This window comes from Moraxella ovis (genome assembly GCF_900453105.1).
Classification (GTDB): Bacteria; Pseudomonadota; Gammaproteobacteria; order Pseudomonadales; family Moraxellaceae; genus Moraxella; species Moraxella ovis.
In genome coordinates, this window is the sequence record NZ_UGPW01000001.1 from 2,123,170 (window position 1) to 2,145,293 (window position 22,124).

Annotated in this window: 20 protein-coding genes; 7 read left to right on the forward strand and 13 right to left on the reverse strand. The window is 47.8% G+C overall.

Annotated features, from left to right (window positions below; all coding sequences use genetic code 11):
- Positions 1 to 12 precede the first annotated feature (12 nt).
- Together DYD54_RS10205 and DYD54_RS10210 are read right to left on the reverse strand one after the other, a co-directional pair.
- Entirely contained in the window at positions 13 to 756 is a 744-nt protein-coding gene (locus DYD54_RS10205; protein WP_063514791.1) for an endonuclease/exonuclease/phosphatase family protein, read from the reverse strand.
- A 106-nt stretch (positions 757 to 862) separates the two neighbouring features.
- Positions 863 to 1,987 carry an AOC03_06830 family ribosome hibernation factor gene (locus DYD54_RS10210; RefSeq protein WP_228703557.1) on the reverse strand — a complete coding sequence of 375 codons (1,125 nt, stop codon included), beginning with the start codon at positions 1,985 to 1,987 and terminating at the stop codon, positions 863 to 865.
- 280 nt (positions 1,988 to 2,267) lie between these two features.
- Between DYD54_RS10210 and DYD54_RS10215 the strand changes: the two genes are divergently transcribed.
- Genes DYD54_RS10215 through pdxH form a run of 3 tightly spaced genes read left to right on the forward strand, consistent with a single transcriptional unit; the run spans position 2,268 to position 5,244 of the window.
- Entirely contained in the window at positions 2,268 to 4,373 is a 2,106-nt protein-coding gene (locus DYD54_RS10215) for a M3 family metallopeptidase (RefSeq protein ID WP_063514792.1), read from the forward strand.
- Entirely contained in the window at positions 4,373 to 4,603 is a 231-nt protein-coding gene (locus DYD54_RS10220) for a YheV family putative metal-binding protein (protein ID WP_046697275.1), read from the forward strand. The genes DYD54_RS10215 and DYD54_RS10220 overlap by 1 nt, the downstream gene beginning before the upstream one ends.
- A gap of 8 nt (positions 4,604 to 4,611) precedes the next feature.
- A complete protein-coding gene (pdxH, locus tag DYD54_RS10225; RefSeq protein WP_063514793.1) occupies positions 4,612 to 5,244 on the forward strand; it encodes a pyridoxamine 5'-phosphate oxidase in 633 nt (210 codons plus the stop codon).
- Between the two features lie 99 nt (positions 5,245 to 5,343).
- On the opposite strand, the gene plsB is transcribed toward pdxH, so the two are convergent.
- The gene (gene plsB, locus DYD54_RS10230) at positions 5,344 to 7,971 is read right to left on the reverse strand and encodes a glycerol-3-phosphate 1-O-acyltransferase PlsB (RefSeq protein ID WP_084260714.1); all 2,628 of its coding nucleotides are present in this window, start codon (positions 7,969 to 7,971) and stop codon (positions 5,344 to 5,346) included.
- 279 nt (positions 7,972 to 8,250) lie between these two features.
- Here plsB and DYD54_RS10235 point away from each other — a divergent pair, with 279 nt between their 5' ends.
- The 3 genes from DYD54_RS10235 to DYD54_RS10245 are packed head-to-tail and all read left to right on the forward strand — an operon-like array spanning position 8,251 to position 11,356.
- Positions 8,251 to 9,177, forward strand: coding sequence for an acyl-CoA thioesterase (locus DYD54_RS10235; RefSeq protein ID WP_063514794.1), 927 nt, complete (start codon positions 8,251 to 8,253; stop codon positions 9,175 to 9,177).
- A gap of 2 nt (positions 9,178 to 9,179) precedes the next feature.
- The gene (locus tag DYD54_RS10240) at positions 9,180 to 10,331 is read left to right on the forward strand and encodes a DUF1615 domain-containing protein (protein WP_063514795.1); all 1,152 of its coding nucleotides are present in this window, start codon (positions 9,180 to 9,182) and stop codon (positions 10,329 to 10,331) included.
- 2 nt (positions 10,332 to 10,333) lie between these two features.
- A complete protein-coding gene (locus tag DYD54_RS10245) occupies positions 10,334 to 11,356 on the forward strand; it encodes a CobW family GTP-binding protein (protein WP_063514796.1) in 1,023 nt (340 codons plus the stop codon).
- Between the two features lie 84 nt (positions 11,357 to 11,440).
- Here DYD54_RS10245 and paeA read toward each other — a convergent pair whose 3' ends face one another.
- From paeA to ubiG, 4 genes are all read right to left on the reverse strand, one after another.
- Positions 11,441 to 12,766 (reverse strand): polyamine export protein PaeA, encoded by a 1,326-nt coding sequence (gene paeA, locus DYD54_RS10250; RefSeq protein WP_063514797.1) that lies wholly within the window; start codon positions 12,764 to 12,766, stop codon positions 11,441 to 11,443.
- A 136-nt stretch (positions 12,767 to 12,902) separates the two neighbouring features.
- Positions 12,903 to 13,676: a YciK family oxidoreductase gene (locus DYD54_RS10255; protein WP_063514798.1), complete on the reverse strand. Its 774-nt coding sequence runs from the start codon at positions 13,674 to 13,676 to the stop codon at positions 12,903 to 12,905.
- 134 nt (positions 13,677 to 13,810) lie between these two features.
- Positions 13,811 to 14,491 (reverse strand): HAD family hydrolase, encoded by a 681-nt coding sequence (locus tag DYD54_RS10260; RefSeq protein ID WP_063514799.1) that lies wholly within the window; start codon positions 14,489 to 14,491, stop codon positions 13,811 to 13,813.
- Positions 14,488 to 15,249: a bifunctional 2-polyprenyl-6-hydroxyphenol methylase/3-demethylubiquinol 3-O-methyltransferase UbiG gene (gene ubiG, locus DYD54_RS10265; RefSeq protein WP_063514800.1), complete on the reverse strand. Its 762-nt coding sequence runs from the start codon at positions 15,247 to 15,249 to the stop codon at positions 14,488 to 14,490. The genes DYD54_RS10260 and ubiG overlap by 4 nt, the downstream gene beginning before the upstream one ends.
- 406 nt (positions 15,250 to 15,655) lie before the next feature.
- Here ubiG and DYD54_RS10270 point away from each other — a divergent pair, with 406 nt between their 5' ends.
- Positions 15,656 to 16,252, forward strand: a complete 597-nt coding sequence (locus DYD54_RS10270; protein ID WP_370446617.1) for a thiol:disulfide interchange protein DsbA/DsbL — start codon at positions 15,656 to 15,658, stop codon at positions 16,250 to 16,252.
- Between the two features lie 310 nt (positions 16,253 to 16,562).
- Here DYD54_RS10270 and yjgA read toward each other — a convergent pair whose 3' ends face one another.
- The 6 genes from yjgA to pcnB are packed head-to-tail and all read right to left on the reverse strand — an operon-like array spanning position 16,563 to position 22,064.
- Complete coding sequence (gene yjgA, locus DYD54_RS10275) at positions 16,563 to 17,069, reverse strand: ribosome biogenesis factor YjgA (protein ID WP_046697285.1); 507 nt, start codon at positions 17,067 to 17,069, stop codon at positions 16,563 to 16,565.
- A gap of 22 nt (positions 17,070 to 17,091) precedes the next feature.
- Positions 17,092 to 17,970 (reverse strand): RNase adapter RapZ, encoded by an 879-nt coding sequence (rapZ, locus tag DYD54_RS10280; protein ID WP_063514802.1) that lies wholly within the window; start codon positions 17,968 to 17,970, stop codon positions 17,092 to 17,094.
- A 9-nt stretch (positions 17,971 to 17,979) separates the two neighbouring features.
- On the reverse strand, positions 17,980 to 18,831 hold the full coding sequence (gene panC, locus DYD54_RS10285) for a pantoate--beta-alanine ligase (RefSeq protein WP_063514803.1): 852 nt from the start codon (positions 18,829 to 18,831) through the stop codon (positions 17,980 to 17,982).
- A gap of 19 nt (positions 18,832 to 18,850) precedes the next feature.
- Positions 18,851 to 19,672, reverse strand: coding sequence for a 3-methyl-2-oxobutanoate hydroxymethyltransferase (gene panB, locus DYD54_RS10290; protein ID WP_063514804.1), 822 nt, complete (start codon positions 19,670 to 19,672; stop codon positions 18,851 to 18,853).
- Between the two features lie 41 nt (positions 19,673 to 19,713).
- Complete coding sequence (folK, locus tag DYD54_RS10295; protein ID WP_063514805.1) at positions 19,714 to 20,232, reverse strand: 2-amino-4-hydroxy-6-hydroxymethyldihydropteridine diphosphokinase; 519 nt, start codon at positions 20,230 to 20,232, stop codon at positions 19,714 to 19,716.
- A 29-nt stretch (positions 20,233 to 20,261) separates the two neighbouring features.
- Positions 20,262 to 22,064, reverse strand: a complete 1,803-nt coding sequence (gene pcnB / locus DYD54_RS10300) for a polynucleotide adenylyltransferase PcnB (RefSeq protein WP_063514806.1) — start codon at positions 22,062 to 22,064, stop codon at positions 20,262 to 20,264.
- Positions 22,065 to 22,124: the final 60 nt, after the last annotated feature.

Consider the following 22,124-nt stretch of genomic DNA (forward strand, 5'->3'; position numbering starts at 1 on the left):
GCGGTTTTTAATTTAAAGAGACAGTACTGCACTGATTGGCAAATGGTCGGACAGATTCGACCACGGCATGCCCGCATGAACAGTTGCGCGGTGGATTTGTAAATTACGCACATAGATTCTGTCTAGGCTCAGTACTGGTAGCTTGGCAGGATAAGTGGCAGGATACACCCCGTGCAAATGATGAAAAACCTCAGTCATGCCAAGCGATTCCAACACTTGGGTGGATTTTTTACTCCAATCGTTAAAATCACCAGCCAAGATTAACGGCACATCCTTGCCAATCACGCCATCGATATAATCAATGATCGCCTGATATTGCTTGATGCGATCACGGTGCAATAGATTTAGATGCGCGCACAACACCACCACAGGTCTCTCCCAGCCCTCAGGATGGATCTCACAGTGCAGTACGCCGCGCTTCTCAAGACGGCTAACTGTGATATTTACATTATGCTTAGGGTCGAGTGGGTGACGAGACAGCACTGCATTGCCATGATGCCCATGCTCATATTCCACATTCTTGCCATAGCTGTCTTTTAAAGCCAGATATTCACCAAACCATTCATGCTGAGACTGCTTAGGGTATTCATTAAATGACATAGCGCGTTTTAAGTTCTGTCCTTGTACTTCTTGCAAGCACAGTACATCAGGGTCAATGGAGGCGAGCGCATTCGCCATGCCATTTAGCTTGACCAGACGATTCATCGGCGACATGCCTTTGTGGATATTATAACTAATAACGGTAATCGGATTCATACAATTAAAAATGACGCAATCAATATTGCGTCATTTTAGCATGGTTTGTGAGTTTGGCAATTTTTATCTGGGCTTGTTAAACCTTAATCATTGCCAGCTCTTTGGTTTAGTAACGTGTCACCAGTGCGATGTCAGTATCTGCGATGATCTCTTTTGGTAAGAACACCACTTCACCGCCATGTGCGCTGACCAGCTCAATGATCTCGCCCACCACATCATCGGTGACACCGTCAGCAGCTGCATCATCACTTAGTGTGATGCTCTGGTTCGCCTCATCAACCACCGCAGGCTGAATGTAGCCGATACGTACATATAGACGCTCGCCGATGCCTTGGAAGGCCGCTTGGTAGATCGCTTGCAAATCGGTGCGTAGCAGATTGTTGCCGCGGGCAGCTTCCATCTCGCCTAGGCTAGATTCATGGCGAGAAGCGCGATAAGCTTCGACTGACTCGTTCAGGCTGTCAATAATGTGCTGAGCCGAGCCATTCTCTAGGTCAGTGACGTTATCCGCTGAACCTGCGATGATGTCAGGGCGGTCGCATACGTCTTTATAGAAGCTGATATTACGCGCATCGCCAACAACGAATAGCGATACATTGTCCTGAGACTTACCAATCACTTCTTGGACGCTTTTATCAACACGATTTAGGAATTCTTTTAGATAATTATCCTCATTCGATGCTGCAGAGCGATCCGCACCACTGGTGGTGTAGAGCGAAGTATTATCGATTGGGAACGTCAGATTCTGCATGTCGGCTTGCTCTAGCGTTGTATCATCAAACTCACGCACGACACGGTTATTCACTGCCTCAATCAGTCTGGCATGTGTACGAGTCACCACGAGAGCATAGTAATGCACCGAGTGCGCTAGGTCACGCATAAAGTCGCGTATGGCGAATTTCTTATCAACAACCACGCGAGGTGTGGCATCAACTGGCAAGCGCAATACCTTAGCCTCATCCGCCGTCGCAAAAATCGCTAAGCTGTCTAGATTATAATTATGGTCGTAATCTGTTAGCGCCTCTTCCACTTTACCCAAAATCGCATCGCTGGTGCGCTTGTCATACTCGTTAGCCAGACGCTCTGCCGCCTCAGACAGTCCATTTTTTAGGGCGATAGGGTCTTGTTCGTTCTCAGGGTGGGTGCGATGTGTCTTTACAATGACAGAAAGCGCAGGATCTGCGGTCACGCCACGAAGCTGTTTTAGGGTAGATTTCATTGATAAGGTCATGATAGGTTTCCTTCTTATAGTGCATTATTTATCAGGCTTCTCGCCTGCCAAAGTAGTCAAATTCCCCACTACTTGAAACCCAATATAACAGCTATTCCCACAATCTTATAGTGGTGTTATGCAAAGATTTATGACAAATTTTTTACAATAGTTATCTTTTGTGAACAAATTTTAGCCATCTTAAATTTTGTAATCAGCCTTGCTTTTTGGCATGCTAACATTGCAAAAGCCCTTGTCCGCCCTTATAATTTTGACAACAACACAAAAAGCGAGAACGCCCATGAGTATTAATTTTAATAGCGCAGATTTTGACGAGCGCTTACATTTGGTGGATTTCAATAAAACCACCCCACAAGCCCTCACCCAAGAGACCCACGACGCCTTAGACGCTGCCCATGCTTTTTTGGATGACTTAGAAGCTGGCAAGATGGACATGGATGGCGAACCGCTTGCCATCATTGATCAATTTGACACCCTAAGCCATGCCATTCATCGGCCTTTTGGGGTGCTATCTCACCTAAATAGCGTGATGAATAACGAAGAGATTCGCCATGCACATCATGAAATTCTGCCAAGATTAAGCGAATTTGGCGTGCGAGTTGGTCAATCAAAAGCCCTATATGATCTGTACAAGACCCTACAAAACGACCTAAAAGGCAGCGGTGACTTTGCCCGTGTGCGCGCAACTTTCTTGGCGCTACAGAGTTTTGATCTGTCTGGTGTTAGCCTGCCTGATGACAAAAAAGACCAATTCGCCAAAATCCAAAGCGAGCTGTCGCTGCTGTCTGCTCAGTTTTCGGACAATGTCTTGGATGCCACAGGCGCGTTCGCCCTGCCTTTAACCCAAGAGCAGTTAGATGGCATCACCCCAAGCGGTCTTGCCCTACTAAAGGCGGCAGGCGACAACCATAAAACCAAACACCCAGATGCAACCCTGCCCACCGACTATGTCGCGACCCTAGACACCCCCATGTATCTGGCTGTCATGCAATACACCACCGATCGCAACCTGCGCGAGACTCTATATCACGCCTACAACACCCGCGCATCCGCAGAATCGACATTCGAAGGTCAAAAAGACGACAAACCTAGCAAATTTGACAACAGCGACATCATGACGCGCATTTTGGCATTGCGCACACAAAAAGCCAATTTGCTAGGCTTCAAAGATTACACCCAGCTATCCCTTGCCACTAAGATGGCAGACAGCCATGATGAGATCGAACACTTTTTGTTGGATTTGGCTAATAAGGCACGACCATTCGCCCAAAAAGACCTAGAAGAAGTAAAAGAATTCGCCACGACACTCGGCATCGAAGACGTGCAGCCTTGGGACGTGCCGTTCATCAGCGAGAAACTTCAAAACGCCAAATACAGCCTAGACAGCGAAGCGATTCGCCCTTATTTCCCCGTGCCTGTGGTGCTAAATGGCATGTTTGACATAATTCATGAGCTGTTTGGCGTGCGCTTTATTGCCAAAGATGCGCCTGTCTGGCATAAGGATGCGCAGTTCTATGAAGTGCATGGCAAAGACGGCTTGATCGGTGGCGCGTACATTGATCTATACGCACGCGCGGGCAAATCTGGCGGTGCATGGCTGTCAGACTTTCAGGGCAAACACGAAAGACTAGACGGCAGCCAGACTCTGCCTGTGTGCTTTGTGGTGGGAAATTTCTCGCCTGCGGTGGATGGTAAGCCAAGCCTACTGACCCATGATGAAGTGCTGACTTTATTCCATGAATTTGGCCATGCACTGCATCATCTACTGACTCGTGTCAACATCGCCGATGTGTCGGGCATCAGCGGTGTAGAGTGGGATGCGGTCGAATTGCCCAGTCAATTCATGGAGAACTTCGCTTGGGATAAGGCAGGCATCGCCAAAATCAGCCGCCATGTTGAGACAGGCGAGCCACTGCCTGATGACAAGCTAAATGCAATGCTTGCCGCCAAAAATTTCCAATCTGGATTACAAACACTGCGCCAAATTGAATTTGGCCTGTTCGATTTGCGCATGCATGCGGGTAATTTGACAGACTATGCAGCGATCATGACCACATTGAATCAGGTTCGCGATGAAGTGGCTGTCATCATGCCGCCAAGCAATAACCGCTTCCCAAACAGCTTTAGCCATATCTTTGCTGGCGGCTATGCATCAGGCTACTATTCTTATAAATGGGCGGAGCTGCTGTCGGCAGATGCCTTTGGTGTGTTTGAAGATCATGCCGGCGATACAGGCGTCATCAACCCTGTGATTGGTAAGGCATTTTATGACAGCATTCTGGCGATGGGTAGCTCACGCACCGCCAAAGAGAACTTCACCGCCTTTGCAGGGCGTGAGGCGAAGATCGATGCGCTGCTACGTCATAGCGGCTTTGAGGTGGCGTGATGCGTTACCAATCAACCCGCCCAAAACGCCAATTCCTCGCAGGTGTGGCTTGCCCAAAATGCCGCACCATGGATGCCATCGTTCAGATACAGGTGTTCGAGCCTGAGTTTGACGAATGGATTGAGTGCACCGCCTGCGACCACAGCGAACGTCGCCCCACCATTGATGAAACAGCCGCCATGCGTGAACAAGACGGCCATGATGGCGTGGGCGTGGTTAAATTTAAATAAGGATTATCATGAATCTGCACGACATCAGAGAAGACTACAGCAAGCAAGAACTGAGCGAATCGCACTGCCATGCCGACCCATTGATGCAGTTTCAGGCGTGGCTGAACGATGCCATCACCGCCCAAGTGAACGAACCGACCGCCATGAACATCGCCACCGTCGATGAAAATGGTCGCCCCAGTAGCCGCATGGTACTACTAAAAGAAGTCAACGATGATGGCTTTGTGTTTTTTAGTAATTATCACAGCCGCAAAGGCAAGGCGCTGTCCACCAATCCATTCATCAGCATCACCTTTTTTTGGCCTGAGCTTGAACGTCAGGTGCGCATCGAGGGCATGGCGGAATACCTAAATGAGACAGCCTCTGACGAATATTTTGACAGCCGCCCTTACACCAGTCGTATTGGCGCATGGGCAAGCGAGCAAAGCCAAGTCATTTCAGATAAGTCAGTCATCGTCAAACGCGCGGCTTTATTTGGGGTCAAACACCCCCTACACGTGCCACGTCCACCACATTGGGGTGGGTATTTGGTGCGTGCTGATGCGATTGAATTTTGGCAAGGTCGCCCATCACGCCTACACGATCGCATTCGCTATCGCTTAGATGATGATGCTTGGATAAAAGAACGTCTTGCCCCCTAGTTAGTCCATCCATCAAAAAAGAGCAGACCAAAAAGCCTGCTCTTTTTTTGTTTTTATGACATCATCCATCATCAAGGACGCATAGATAATGCATTATTTTTATCGCTTAGATTTACCAAAGATGCGCTTATTATTCATCTCATTAATCGCGGTCTCAATCTCAGCATTGTCAAGGCTTGCAGTATGACGCAGCAGCTGCATCATGTCAGGATTGAGCACGAATTTGGCATTTTGGGCGATTTTATCGATACGCTTATCAAAAATCAGCACGCCGGATTCGTCCGTTTTGACATAATCTAAGCGCTTTAATGTGTCGATAAAGCTTGTAAATAACGCCTTATCAAACATGTCAGGCAAATCATCGGCATACAGCACCGAGATGCGCTGACCAAGCACGTGGCACAGATTAACCACTTGCTCTGTGGTTAGGCGACCGCTGCCCTGCTCGGACAATAACGCCAATGCCATGAAATAACGCTCAAGGCTCTGCTGGGCAGGACTTGCTAACACCAACAGCTGCTGATAACTTGGCGAGTTGGTCTCTGGTACGCCAAGCACGCCATTACCCAGATCCACAATCAAGCCCTCAACGATGAGTACACTTAACGTCTCATCGGTTAGATTCTCAATGTGTTTTAATGCAGTGTTTAAGAATAATTCCGCCTGCAAAAACGGATACATCAATGTGGTGATGGCATCAAGCTTCTCACGATAAATGCGTCCATTACGCTGCACCAGAGCCGCCAAGAAACTCGCCATGATGAACACGTGCAAGATGTTATTTCTAAAATAGCTTAACAGCGGTGCTTGCTTGTCCGCCACACGAATCATGTCGCCAAGCACATGTGGCGTACGCTCGATGAGTTTTAGCTTTTCGCCATAAGCCAGAATCTCACTCGGCGGCAGATCGGTGATGTGCGTGTCTTCATCGTACGGCAGCGCACGAGCGATGCGCTGATACAGAGCGATCTGCTCGATGCATTGATCTTCATCAAGCGCCGACTTAGGTGTAGATAGCAGCGCCAATGCAATGAGCGATACGGGATTTACGACCGCAGATTTATTGATGTTTTGCAGGACTTTGACACCTAAGTTCTGCACCATTGCGTGCGTGTTCTTGGTGTTCTCTTCGCTGTTGTCTTTGGCAGATACAGAGAATTTCTCCATAAAATCATTCAAATGCAAAGGCTCGCCAAATGACAAATGCACCGTGCCAAAGATACGTTCGATCTTACGTGCGGTTTTTAGTAGCCCTAGCCAGTTCTCAGATTCTTTTGGCTTGCCTTTAAGCTCACCAACATAAGTCGCCCCCTCCATGATTCGCTCATAGCTGATGTAGGTTGGAATAAAGACGACAGGCTTGGCAGGTTCACGCAGGTGACTGCCCACCGTCATGGCAAGCATGCCAAGCTTCGGCGGTAATAGACGACCCGAACGCGAACGACCACCCTCAATGAAATATTCCATCGGAGCCGCACGCTGCATCAGACTGTGCACATATTCTTTAAATACCGTGCTGTACAGCGCATTACCCTTAAAGCTACGACGCATGAAGAACGCACCGCCGTTACGCAGCAGCTCGCCCAATAAAGGAATATTCAAGTTCTCGCCAGCTGCGATGTGCGGAATGCGAAGACCTCGCTTATAGATCACATAGGACAGTAGCAGATAATCCATGTGACTACGATGACAAGGCACATAGACAATCTGATGATCAGGGGCAAGCTGTCGCACACGCTCAAAATTACGCACTTCAACCCCGTCATACAGTCGTGTCCACAGCCACGTCAAGAAATGATCAAAGAACCTAAGCACCGAATGCGAATAATCACTGACGATCTCGCTTAGGTATCCCGATGCTTCTTTTTTGACGGCATTGATGGATTTGCCTGATTCGGCAGCTTCTTTTTCGATGGCGGCTTGCACCACTGGCGATGACAGGATCTCACCTGCCACATTGCGCCTGTCTGATAAGTCAGGCCCGACGATGCTAGTGCGCTGCTTATCCAAGAATCCTTTTAGTCTTAGATTAATCGTGCGTGACAAATCATCGCCAACGCCTGCTTTGGCATCCGTGATGAGCTTTTGTAAGGATTTGGCTTCAGAGAATCGAACAAAGGTATCACGCCCCATCACGCCAATGTTAAATAGCTGCTTAGGGATGCTCGGCGAGCTCCATTCATCCGCCATCAACAGGCGAAACATCGACTCTTCTTTGTCAGGAGCGCGCCCCCATAGAATCGTTACAGGCACCAGATTCACATCCAGCTCAGGATTATCAAGGCATGCCTTGACCAGCCGCTCAAGACGTGGCGACACGCTCTCGCGTTCTTTGTTGCGCCCATGCAAGAACACCATCGCAGATGACTCATCAAGTCCGCGCGAATGAATCTCGGCCAGCGCTGACGGCAAATCCAATTCATCTGTCATCATGCCCACAAGCAAACTGTTCGAACGTGAATAATCTCGAATCACATAGAAAGTTGGATTCTCGTTATCGATGATGGGTGCTTCACCGATGACAGTAGGCTTTACCGCCAGTGACAAGCCCTTGGCAGACACGCGGCGATAAGGATTGGGCGATGCGATCGGATGGCGCGGTTTTACTTTCACCTCTTGATCATCATGGCTGCCCCGATCATGCGATTCGTGCGTGGTAATCACGTTCTTTTTTGACTTGTTGCCTTTGCCGAACAACTGGCTTAACTTATTGGGGAGTTTTAACATAAAATAATGATAATAGTTTGTCGTATATGGCAGTCATTTTACCATTTTTTTGTGATTAAGGAATGATTTGGGCGAAAAAAGTTCTCGCACCAGTCATCAAGCCTGACGATGGCCGCGATGATTAAATACATAAAATTTATACCGATGCGTCACAATTGCCATGCATAATCACTGTGCCAAATATTGACAATCGACTGATGCAGATAGATAATAAGTCTTTTGATGAATATCAATTCAATTTATAGATATATAATTTTAATCACGAAATAGCCGCACGCCATGACTCATATTTTTGCAAAAAGTGATGACCCAAAAGACTTGGTCGCTGATTTATTAAAAACCATCGCCCTAAAACAAACCGCGCCTGACATATTCGTTGCGCCCAGCTTTGATTATGTTGGTCCTAGGATTTTTGGAGGTCAAGTATTGGCGCAGGCGCTCATGGCGGGGGCATTGACCTTAGAGTACGACAAGCCTTGTCATTCTTTGCATGGGTATTTTTTGCGCGGTGGTGATGTTCGTTTGCCGGTGACTTATCAAGTGCGTCGCCTGCGTGATGGTAGAAGCCTGTCAGCACGTGAAGTCATCGCGGTTCAGTACGTGCCAAATGATGCCGGCGAGCTGAACGAACAGGCAATCTTCTCGATGATAGCATCATTCTCTCCCATGGAAGGCGGGCTTGAATACCAAGAACCGATGCCTAAATATCCAGAGCCCGACTCGCTATTAAATGAACAAGAGCTAAAATCATCCTATGTCGGCAACGTCCCAGAAGCCCTAAAAGCAAGATTCATGCGAAAACGCCATGTTGAGATCAAGCCCATCAATCCTCGCGACCCCATCGCACCTAAGCCCATGCGCCCACGTCAAGCCAACTGGCTACGCATCAGCGAGTTGGGTGAGCAGCCTGTAGCGGTGCATCAAGCGCTACTTGCTTTCGCGTCGGATTTTTATTTGGTGGGCACAGGTCTGATGAGTCATGGGCTTAGCTACCTTAGTCGCGGTCTGCAGGTCGCCAGCATCGACCATTCCATGCATTTTCATCGCCCATTTGACATCAATGAATGGATCTTATATGACATGTGGAGCGACACGACGAGCCACGCCAAGGGTCTTAACCATGGTCAATTTTGGCAAGATGGTAAACTCGTCGCCACCACCCAACAAGAAGGTCTGATGCGCCTGCATCTAGATACAAAGGCATAGTCATGTCAAAGCGCGCTCTTGTTGTGATTGGCGCTGCATTGCTGTGCGCCTGTGATACTGCTGACACCACGCAGACCAAGTCACTCACCGATAAGCAAATCACCAAACTCATCCCTAAGCGCGTCGATGGACGAGCCTTGTGGGCGGCCGACATTGCTAAAATCTTCGATGAACTAAAGATCCCCAAGAACACTCAGAACATCTGCACTGCGATTGCCGTCATCGACCAAGAGTCTAATTTTGATGCTGATCCGCGCGTACCAAACCTAGGCAACGCCTCACTAAAGGCGATCGATGAGAAACTAGAAGCCAAATTCGGCAAGACACTTGCCAAGACCTTTCTTACGATGTTTAAAACCAAGCCGACCAAAGACGACAGCTTTATCAAGCAAATTCAGCAAGTAAAAACCGAACGCGAACTGGACGAACTGTATCAAAAAATCTTTGATTACTTTGCCAACACTTATAAAGTCTCAGGGCTTGCCCACATCACCAAGCTGACTGGCGAAGGTATCGATGAGCGCATCAACCCCATCACCACACTGGGGTCGATGCAGGTGCACATCGACTACGCGCGTGCGCATCGCCGCAGCAACATGAGCGATCGCACCCTACGTGCTGATCTTTATAGCCAGTACGGCGGTCTGTACTATGGCATTCATCGCCTCATGGTGTATAAGGCCGATTATGATAAGCCACTGTATCGATTCGCCGATTATAATTCTGGCATGTATTCAAGTCGTAATGCCGCCTTTCAGCAGCGCATCAGCAGCCTAAGCAAACAAAAAATCGACATCGATGGCGATCTTTTGCTCTATGATGGCAGTAGCCCACTGAGCAAAAAAAGCCAAACCGAAACCGTACTCATCAAGCTTTTGGCGACAGCACCAACACCCATTAGCGAACGCCAAATCCGCAGCGACCTAAAAAAAGAAAAAACCAAAAGCTTTGAAGACACTCAAAGCTACCGCGCGATCAGTGAGATGTTCAAGAAAAAATACGGACGCGACCCGAGCTACGCCATCATGCCACAAGTCGTCATCTCAGGGCCGAAGCTAAGCCGAGATTATAATACCAACTGGTTCGCCACCCGAGTCGATAAGCGCTATCAGACGTGCATGGCGACCGCCAAACAGCATAAGATCGAGATCTAACCATGACCATCGTCGCACGCACACCAACCACGATCATCACAGGCTTTCTGGGCGCGGGCAAGACCACGTTTATTAATGTCTTGCTGACTCACAAAAACGCCTTGAACATGGCGGACAAATGGGCGATCTTGGTGAATGAGTTTGGTAAGATTGGCATTGATGGCAAGCTTTTTACCGATAATGATGTCGCAATCAAAGAAGTGAGCGGCGGATGCATCTGCTGTACCAATCAGCTACCGCTACAGATCGCCTTGGTTCGCTTACTCTTTGATCATAAGCCCAGTCATCTGATCATCGAGCCTACGGGTCTTGCCCATCCTGATGAGCTATTAAGTCAGCTGGGCGCACCGCATTGGCAGACCAGTCTTGACTTACGCGCCACCATTTGCGTCCTAAATGCCGCCCAATGGCAAGAAGCGCATTATCGCAATCACGATGGCTATCAAGTGCACGTCAAATTCTCAGACATCGTCGTCATCAACCGCACCGAGACGCTCAGCACTGATCAATATCAGGCGCTGAATGATTGGATCGGTAGCATTCACCCTGATGTGCAGATCATTGACATGAACACCACTTCTGCCGATGAGCTTATGACATTACTTGGCAAAATGCCAACGCCCAAGCTGCAGCCCATCAAAGTTGCCCTAAATCCTTTGGCTGTCAAGCCTGCAACCACAAACACAAACACAACCAACGACACAGACAGCACCGAGCTGCCCTATCGCTATCATGATAAGATGGCAAGCTTTCACGTGGGCGGATGGCGACTGCCAAAAGAATGGCGATTCGATGGTCATGAACTACAAAAATGGCTACTAAACCTCCCTCATTATGCTCGTATCAAAGGCATCATTCACACTCAAGATGGTTGGATTAGCCTAAACATCACCCAAGAGAGCATCAGCATCCAAGACAGCGATGCACAGGGTGACAGCCGTCTAGAGCTCATCCTACATCAAAAGATAGATTGGGATGAGATGGATAACGAGCTGACAGGATTGATAATCAGCTCAATCAAATGACTTAATAAGCCAACCAGAACCCAATAAAAAAACAGTCAAATCATGCCATTTGACTGTTTTTTGTTCGTAGTTATGTTTAAAGATTTACATCCAATCCCTATCTGCCGTCTCTTCAATGTTATCAGGCAGACGAGTCACTAGCACTTGGTCAATCTTATAATGGTCAATGTCCACCACTTCAAATTTAAGATTTTCATGCACAACAAAATCGGCAGGGCGCGGAATCTTACGCAAGCGATACATGATAAAGCCCGCCAGCGTCTCATAATGATCCCAATCTTCAAATTCCACCACATCAAGCGCATGCTTGACATCATCAATGGGCGTACTACCATCGATGAGCCAAGAATTCTCATCACGGCGGATGATCTGCTGTTCTTCTTCGATGGGCGACCCCCAGTCCCCCATGACCGTCATCATGATGTCGGACAATGTGATGACCCCGACCACCCACGCATATTCGTTGATGACGACCGCGAATTTTTCTTTACTGGCACGAAATTTATCCAAAAGCTCAGAAAGGGTCAGCGTATCAGGGATAATCAGCACGTTACGAATGGTAGATTCGTTTAACTGCACAAAAGACTGATTATTCAAGAATCTCACCAAAATATCCTTGGTATCAACATAACCAATCACTTGATCGATGGTCTCGCTACACACCAAGAACTTCGAATAAGGATACTCGGCGATTTTTTGGCGGATGGAATCTTCAGATTCCCCCAAGGTAAAATACACCACGTCTTCACGCACGGTCATTGATGACGGCACGGTACGCTCTTCTAGCTCAAACACATTTTCAATAAAATGCTGCTCTTGTTGTAGTACCACGCCCGCTTCTGCGCCTGCGTCCATGATGGCAGAGACGTCATCAAAGGTAATACTCTCTTCTCGCACAGTGTTAATCTTGAATAGGCGAAAGGTCACATTGGCAATGCCGTTAATGATCCACACCAAGGGCTTGACCACCTTAATCACCACCAGCATCGGATTAATGACCGCTAGGGCGACCTTTTCGGGGTTAATCATCGCGATGCGCTTGGGGATTAAGTCAGCATATAGAATAAAGACCAGTGTCACTACTGTAAAACTGGTAAAAAAGGCGATGCTCTCCGTCCATTGACCTTGATAAAAATATCCAATCAGCTCGGCAAAATAAGGACGAAGCGCCCCTTCACCCACCGAACCACCAAGGATGGCGACCGCATTTAGTCCGATTTGGCTTGTGGCAAAAAAGTCGGCAGAGTTTTTTTGTAGGTGCATGATCTTATCAGCGCGATTATCGCCACCTTCGGAGATGAGCTTTAATTTGATTTTTCTTGCCCCTGCCAAGGCAATCTCAGAAATTGAGAAAAAGCTTGATACCAAAATCAAGACCAAAATCATCAAAAGATGTTGTAATAACTCCACGGCAATTCCAATCATTGAAATTTAAAAATATGTGATAAATTTTATCGGGTGTGCGTACAAAATTCAAGTGCAGCCCTGTTTTCATTCGGCCTTAGCCAAAAGCACTAAAAAGACGGCATTCACGCCGCCTTTGGGTTTATTTGGGCTGACAGTGTACCACTTGCCCTTTGATGCCACTTGCCTCATCTGTCATCAGATAGACATAGGCCGGCATGATGTCTTCAGGTGTCTTTAGCGTATATGGATCTTCGCCTGGGAATGCATGGGCGCGCATGTTGGTGCGGGTCGCGCCAGGATTGATGCAGTTGAAGCGTAGCGCAGTCAGACGCTGTGTCTCTTGGGTGAAAATCTCGCTCATGCCTTCGATGGCTTGTTTTGATAACGCGTACGCCCCCCAAAATGCTCGCACTTGTGCCACGCCTGAACTTGTGAATACCACCGAGCCGCTTTGAGCGGTTTTTAATAACGGTAACAAGGCTTGAGTCAGCATAAATACGGCCGTGGTGTTAATATGCATCACCTGCTCAAAGGTGATCGGGTCATACATCTCCAAAGGCGTCAGCGCCCCAAGAATTGCCGCGTTATGCAGCACCCCATCCAAGCAACCAAATTCCTTCTCGATAAGCGTGGCAAGCTCATTCATCTGGGCAAAAGTTGCTTTCTCCAGATCCATCGGCAAGATGGCAGGGGTTGGCAAGCCTAGGTCCTCGATCTCATCGTACACCGCCTCAAGCTTAGCTTGGGTCTTACCTAATAATAATACCGTCGCCCCGCATTTGGCATAAGTTAAGGCGGCAACCTTACCAATGCCGTCGCCTGCGCCGGTTACTAGGATGATTTTATCTTGCAGACTGTCCGCTTTTGGCGTGAAATTTAAAATCTCTTCATGATTAATTTGTGCACTTTGCATGTGTATTCCGTATTGTTTTATCTTGATTTATCAGTAATAAATTTGGGCGACGACTCATTAGGTGTTTTTATACAATCTCCAAATGCCCACCCCGTTAGCAATGACAGGCTTAATTTATGATGCAATCCTAGCCGTCACACCAGTCTATTCAGTAGCACCGCCAAATCATCAGGTGTCGCCACCACAAAATCCGCATCCCATTCTCTCGGATCTTCCTCAGGGACGATATAGCCAAATGCCACCGCCACCGTCTGCATACCCGATGCGCGCCCTGCCTGTATGTCTCGGATGTGATCGCCCACATAGATGGCGTCTTTTGGGGTGATGCCAAGCTGATCACATGCCAGATGCATCGGCTCAGGGTCAGGCTTGGTGTTGGTCACATCATCAGGGCATACTAATACCGAACAGCGATCAGCAAGGTCTAATTTATCCAGCAGTTGCTCTGCCAAATAACGCGGCTTATTGGTAACAATACCCCAACAAATCCCCGCATCTTCAAAAGATTTTAACAGCTCGTCAAACCCATCGAACAGTCGGCTATCAACACAGATGTCCTGCTCGTATAGATCCAAGAATTCTTGACGATAACCAAGCAGCTTAGGATCGGTATCTGCCACCTCGCCCAACTCATCGCCAAACATCAGTCGCACCATCGCACGTGCACCTGCCGATACCTGCTCACGGATGGCCATGTCGCTTGGACAAGGATGGTTGTGCTTGGCGCACATGTCCTTGATGATGCGAATAAAATCAGGCGCGGTATCAATGAGCGTACCATCTAGATCAAACAGAACCGCCTTTAATGCACTCATTGTACCACCTTGTCAGCTGCTGCCTTAGTGAACGACATCATGTAATTGACATCAACATTGCGATTCGACAACCAAAAATGCTTTGTAATCGGATTATAATGCAAGCCTGTCATGTCTTGACGCTCAAAGCCTGCACGAATTGCCATCTGATCAAGCTCGGCAGGTGTGATGAACTTGTTATAATCATGCGTGCCTTTATCCACCAAGCGCAGTACATACTCCGCGCCCACAATGGCAAATAGGTATGACTTAGGGTTACGGTTAATGGTCGAGGTTACAAACACTCCGCCTGGCTTTAATAATTTAAAACACGCTTCAATGATCGCCGATGGATCAGGAACGTGCTCTAGCATCTCCATGCACGTGACAACATCATAGGTTTCTGGCTGCTCTTTTGCCAATTCTTCGATCGCCACACAGCGAAATGACAAGGTCTCACTCATGCCCGTCTTATTAGCGTGGATACTCGCTGCCTGTAGATTCTCATTGCCCAGATCCACGCCAAGCACATTCGCGCCACGCACCGCCATCGAATGCGATAAAATACCACCGCCACAGCCAACATCTAGGATGCTCTTACCCATCAAAGGCGAACCATAGCACTCATGCACGCGGTCTTCGATCCAGTTTAGGCGTAACGGATTGATGTCATGCAGTGATTTAAATGCGCCATTTCTGTCCCACCACTCATTCGCCAAGGTGGTAAATTTACCAATTTCATCGTAATCGACGTTCACATTTTGGGTGGTTGTTTGCATAATTTTTCGCTTATTTTGTCATCAAAAATTACTTGCTATCTTATCACTTTCACGCCAAATTTGCTATACAACCACGAACATAAGCAGCTGATTTTGATACAATGAACACCTTGTATCGCTAAGTTTTGCGCAATTTTTAAGATTATGGATCGATTTACAAAGATTTGTGCAAAATCAAAACACTTTGCAAGGCAAGCTTAATAAATCTGTTACCATTTCTGCCAAAAAATAGGCTAAACTATGGCATATTTTTATTTAAACATTTAAATCATGGCTCGTTTTTGGTAGAATTAGCCAAATTTAGCATTCATTTTAATCAATAGTACGAAAAAGCAAGCACGACTCGCTGCTTGTTGATGTGTTTTATAAGGATTTCATCATGAAATACACCCTAACATTCACCGCCATGGCGGCTGCCATCGGTCTTGCCAGCAGCGCTTTTGCCGCTGATTTCGTAGAAGGTCGCGATTACCAAAAAGTTGCAAATCCAGAAAATATCGCAGGCGATGTGATTGTGGTGCGTGAATTCTTCTGGTATGGCTGCCCACATTGCTACAACCTAGAGCCACACATGCAAGAATGGGCAAAAACCCGCGCCGAAGACGTGGCGTTTTTCCGCACGCCTGCGGCCATGAACCCTGTATGGGAAGTGCCTGCACGTGGCTTCTATGCTGCACAGCAGATGGGTCTTGAGAACAAAACCCACCAAGCTCTTTTTGATGCTGTTCACAAAGATGGCAAGCGTAACATCATCGCCAACCAAAACAACTTGGCTGATTGGTACGCATCGCAAGGCGCTGACAAAGCCAAATTCGACAGCTTCTATAACTCATTCTCAGTCAGCACTAAGATCGAACGCGCCAAGCAAGGTGCGGCTCGTTATCAGTTGACAGGCGTTCCTGCCATCGTGGTTCACGGCACTTATGTGGTGTCAGGCAATGGCGAGAAAGCCACGCAAGTTGTTGACTTCCTAGTTAATAAAGTCCGCGACGAAAAGAAATAAGCAAAGATAAGATTATTATCTTAAAAATCCGCACCACAGTGTGCGGATTTTTTTATCAAAGCGCAAGGCAGCCCATGTAAGCGATTGCTTACAAACATTGACGATATTGGCTAATTGCTGCGATAGGGCTGATTTGGCATAATACACCCAAGCAGCAAGGATACTGCAAATGGAATCGCCAACATGGATGAATGCTGTCACTATGGATGAAACGCATGGATTAAGTGCTTGCACTTAAAGCAAGGAACACCAAAAAAGCCACATGAGCAATCATGTGGCTTTTGCTTTTTGGAATTTATCCGATTAATCATTAGGTGGATAAGATCGCTACTTCTCTGACATAGCTTTCAAAGTCCGCCAAGCTCTCATCCAGCAGCTCATCATCCTGTAAATGCTCAGCATAGGCAATCCACAGCAGCAGCTGATACACGCTGTTAAATTCACTGGCATTGAACTGCTTCACGAATTGCTTGATCGTGCTTTCATCATGCAACTGCAAGCGGCTTAGCCATGTTTCGATTTTGGTTATCTGCTCTTTGGTGAACTTAATTTCAAACAGCGCGCGCGTCAGACTATGACGATCTTCTTCAATGATAAGCTTGCCCACACGCTTGATCTGGCGGTTCTTCGCTGCCGCGCTGGTGATGTCTGATAAGTGTTTTAATTCATCTAAGAAATAATCACTAACTGGCAAAGTAGCGAGTTGTTTTTTTGACAAATTTGCCAGTGGCGTAGCCAGTGCCTGCAAGCGCTCGTGTGATTTTTTGATTTCGGTGCGAGAGACTCGCATGTCTTGTTTTGACCAGTCAATATTCATAACATACTCTTGTATTAATGGGTTACCAGTGGCGTTTTTCACGGTGCTTGATGCGCACCTTTAGATGCTCAGGCAGTCCGAGAGCCAAGGCCTTTTCTATTTTTTCGCTAACGTAGACTGAGCGGTGTTTGCCGCCGGTGCAGCCGATGGCAACCGTCATGTTATGGCGGTTATTGTCTGCAAATTTGGGCAGCCATTTTAGAAGATAGGCCGTGATGTCCTCTGCCATCTCATCAACCTCGGGAGATTGAGCGAAGAAGGCTTTTACTGCGTCGTCCTGCCCCGTCAATATTCTTAATTCCTCGTGCCAATGCGGGTTTGGCAATATTCTCATGTCAAATACTAGATCAGCATCCAATGGCACGCCATACTTAAAACCAAAGGACAGTAGATTAACATTAATCTTATTTTCAAACCCAAGATAATCACGAACCTTTTCTTTTAATTCGTGAACATTTAGCAAACTTGTATCCATCTTAATGTCCGCCAGACTTGCGATGGGTTCAAGCAGTGCGATCTCGCTATGGATGGCGTTCGGTAGGTTACCTTTGGTTGCCATCAAAGGATGCACACGTCTCGTCGAACCAAATCGCGCCACCAGCACACGCTCTTCGGCGGTGGCATACAGCACCGTCACTGCCTGTTCGCCATATTCCTTGATGAGCGCTTGATGTAACACTGGGAAATTTGATAAATCTGCAAGCGGCAGACGGCTGTCAATCCCAAGCGCGATCTTATGAATGCTATCATCCAGCGTTAGCCGTCTAATAGCGCTATCCACCAACGACAATGGCAAATTATCAATCACATAATACCCAAAATCCTCTAGGATATTTAATACCGATGTCTTGCCCGAGCCTGAACGCCCCGAGACGATAACGATAGAGATTGAATCGCTCATGATCATCCTTTAAGTTAGGTGAATTTCGATATTATCCAACAGTCTTGCTTTGCCAAGGTTGCTTGCAGTTAGAATCACCAAATTTTTATCTTGATTGCTAGGCGGCGTCAGTCTATCGGTCAGCACCTCTAGATAATCCACCGTAAATCCTGAAGCATTGATCCGATCGCGATATTTTTGGGTGAGCTCGTTTAACCGCAGAATATTAAAATCAGCTCTTAATTCATCAGCAAAGTCACATAGCGCCTGATGCAGCCTTGGAGCGACGGCCAATTCATCAGCGGTCAGGTAGCCATTTCTAGAAGATAATGCCAAACCGCTATCCGCACGCACGATCTCACCGCCAATGATCTTGATGCCAAAGTTTAGCTCATCGTTCAGCTTACGAATGATGGCAAGCTGTTGATAGTCTTTTTTGCCAAAGATCGCCACATCAGGACGCACAATATTAAACAGCTTACTGACGACTAATCCCACACCGTCAAAGTGCGTCAGGCGAGTTTTACCACATAGAATCTTGGTAATCTCGCCAGAGAGCACCTGAATCTGCGGCGGGTAAGTAGGATACATCTCATCCACGCTCGGCGCAAAAACCATGTCGCACGCCACACTCCGAAGCTTAGCACAATCCTCATCCAGCGTGCGCGGATAACTGTCAAAATCCTCACCCACCCCGAACTGCGTGGGATTCACAAAGATACTCGCCACAACGATGTCAGCATGCTCCTTGGCGATATTTACAAGTGACAGATGACCATCATGCAGATTACCCATGGTCGGCACTAAGGCGATGATTTTGCCATCTTTGCGGCATGCCTGCAGAGCTGATTGTAATTCTTTGATATTGTGAAAAATGTGCATGTCGTTCGCTCCATACTAGCTAATTGAAACTGTGCTCAGCAGCTGGAAAAGACCCCTCTTTGACCTGCTTATGATACAACTCAAACGCGCCAAGTACGCCATTGTCGTTCGCATCATCACCCAAGAAGTCTTTGACAAACTTGGCAGGCTTACGCGTGTAAACGCCCAACATGTCATGCATGACCAATACCTGACCATCCGTATCAGCACCCGCACCAATGCCAATGACAGGGACATTCACACTTTGGGTAACCATCTTAGCAAGAGCGGCGGGCACACATTCTAATAACAGCATGCTTGCGCCTGCCTGAACGAGTTTCTGGCAGTCATCTAAGAGTTTTTTGGCCTGTTCATCCGTTCTGCCTTGTACTTTATAACCGCCAAATACATTCACCGCCTGCGGTGTCAGTCCCAAATGTGCGCACACCGGTACGCCATTTTTGGCAAGTACGGAGATGATCTGGCACAAGCCATCATCCCCTTCTATCTTAACCACATTCGCCCCCGCTTGCATCACCGCACGGCTACTATTGATGGCGTCTTCTAAAGTAGCATAACTCATGAATGGCAAATCAGCCATAATCAGGGCGTGGCTGTTACCTCGGGCGATGTTGGCAGTGTGATACACCATGTCGCCAAGCGTGACGGGCAGTGTGGATGACTGCCCCTGCACGACCATGCCAAGGCTATCACCTACCAAAATTACCTCAATGCCCGCTGTCCGCATGAGACTGGCAAAGCTGGCATCATAACAAGTCAAGCAGCTAAACTTCTCGCCAGAGGCTTTGTATTTATTTAAGGTTGATAACGTGATGGGTGCTGTTTGGGTCAGATAACTCATAAACATCCTTTTATTTTAATCGTCTGCACTTAAACACGCGCTTATAAATGAGACAAAGATCCGTTTGTGATTTTTGTCAATTCGGACATATCATGCGCCAATGCCAAATCATTGATTTTTTGCCCATTGATAACAAGGTCTTGGCTAAGCTCTAGCAGCGGCACCAAAACGAAACTTCTTTCAAAGATGCCTGCATGCGGTACGGTCAGTCGATCATTTTTGATAATTTGATCATCATAAAGCAGCACATCCACATCAAGCGAGCGCTCGCCCCAACGTCTAAGGCGCACTCGCCCCGCACTGCTTTCAAGACTTTGGCAAAAATCAAGCAAGCTCATGGGGTCTAAATTCGTCTTGGCAGACAATACCGCATTCACAAAATCAGGCTGATCAATCACGCCAAATGGCTTTGATGAATACAGCGATGACAATCTCACCTCTATAAAGCGATCATCACTCTGCAGACATTCGAGCACCGATAAAATATGACTCGTAGGATCACCAAGCTCATTGGCGATGTTGCCACCAAGTCCTAAGTATATCTGTACAAATTTACTCATCTGGTCAGCCTTATGACTCGTGCGCCCACCTATTCGCTCGCTCGCGGCTTGGCGTTTGATTTTTTACGCCGTCTGGGCTTGGGCGCATCCGCATGGCTTGATTGAGCTTTGGCGGTTTTTGGTTTTGATTTGGGTTTTGGTGTGCGTTTCTTGATAGCTGCCTGAGGAGCATCCTCTTCAGTCATGCCTTGCTCACGCTCTTTGATTGACAGCGTTGATGATGGGCGACGCTTACGATAGCGAGTCGCAGGAATGTACGGCTCGTCGTTATTGAGTAGCTTTAAGAACTCTGCCTCACCATAATTCACCTGCTCAAACACGGGAACGATCACATCACGACGGCGCGGAATGGGTCTATTAGCAGACTGCTCGGGTTTATTTGGCAAAAATTCATCAGCATTATCAACGACGAATAACGGCTTTGGCGTCTTAGAGCTGGGCTCTTCATCGCGGCTTGATAACTGCTGAAGCTGCAGTAGCTCATCGCTGGTATTGCCGCCACGATTACGTCTGCGTGATGACAATCCTGCCGCACTGCCACCACTGGCAAAGCTCTCTACCATCTGAGTGCGAGTGCCTGCATCGGCATCCTGATAGCGCGTCCACCACACGCCCATGTTATTGGTCGATTCGGACAGCTCGTGCCTATCATGCGCCTCACGCAGCACAAGAAAATCAAAAGCGGCACGGAATTTCGGGTGGCGCTCTAGATTGACGATGTCACGGACGCGTGGGTTGGCAAGCTTAGGCTGCATGAGCCAAATGCTGGTGATGAATTCTTCGGCGAACTTAGGGATGGCGGTTCTTAGGCGCTGCACATCGACCACTTTTGCGGCGGCTTTGCTCTGCGCCTCATGGAATGGCAAGCCTTTTTTCTTAAACTTGGCCAGCTGATACAGGTAATTTTCCCACAACAATACCGCATAAAAGAACGCAGGATTAGCACCCTTACCCATACCGACGCGCTTATCCGTATTGATGGCGGTGGCAAGCATTAGCGGCGTTGGCTCATTTGGCGCATACGCCATCAGATGATCCATCGCCCCATGCTCGAACAGAATCGGCAACAGCGGGGTCAGATAACCCCCTGAGAACATCTTCTGGGATTCGTCATACAGACGATGCGCCGATACCTGCTCAAGCAGCGCCCAATTATCCTCGTGGAACTGCGCGCCCAAAGCACGATCAAAATCAAAGCCCAACTTCGCCTTAAAACGCAGCGCACGCAGCAGACGTACGGGATCCTCTTCGATGCGAGTCTTAGCATCGCCTAACAGGCGCAGCGTGCGATTTTGGACATCGTCAATCGCGCCACAAAAGTCAAGTACTTCGCCCTTAATCGGCTGATAATACAAGGCATTGATCGAAAAATCACGACGGGCAAAATCTTGATTAATATCACCCCACACATTATCACGGGTAATCATACCCTCTTCGGTAGTGTGGGTGTCATCTTTGGGCGGGGCACGAAAGGTCGCCACCTCAATCATCTCACGCCCAGAATAGACGTGCGCAAGCTGAAAGCGTCGCCCAATGATACGGCAACGACCACCAAAAATCGCCTTAATCTCATGCGGTCGAGCGCTTGTCACTGCATCAAAATCCTTAGGTGCAAGCCCCAAAAGACTGTCGCGCACACCGCCCCCCACGATGTACGCCTCAAAACCCGCCTTATTTAAAGTGCTCACCACCTCAATGATACTGTGCGGCAAGGCAGATTTATTCAGCCCAAGCGCCTTATCACGATGCGTAACAAAGCTTTGGCTCTTTTTGGGCTTTTTATTTCTTGTGGATTTGCTGGATTTCCCAGAGTTCGCTGGCTGATGCGCCATGCTGAATTCTCCCTGTGGGCTGTAAATTTATTTTCTATGTTTAAACCATCTATTTTAACC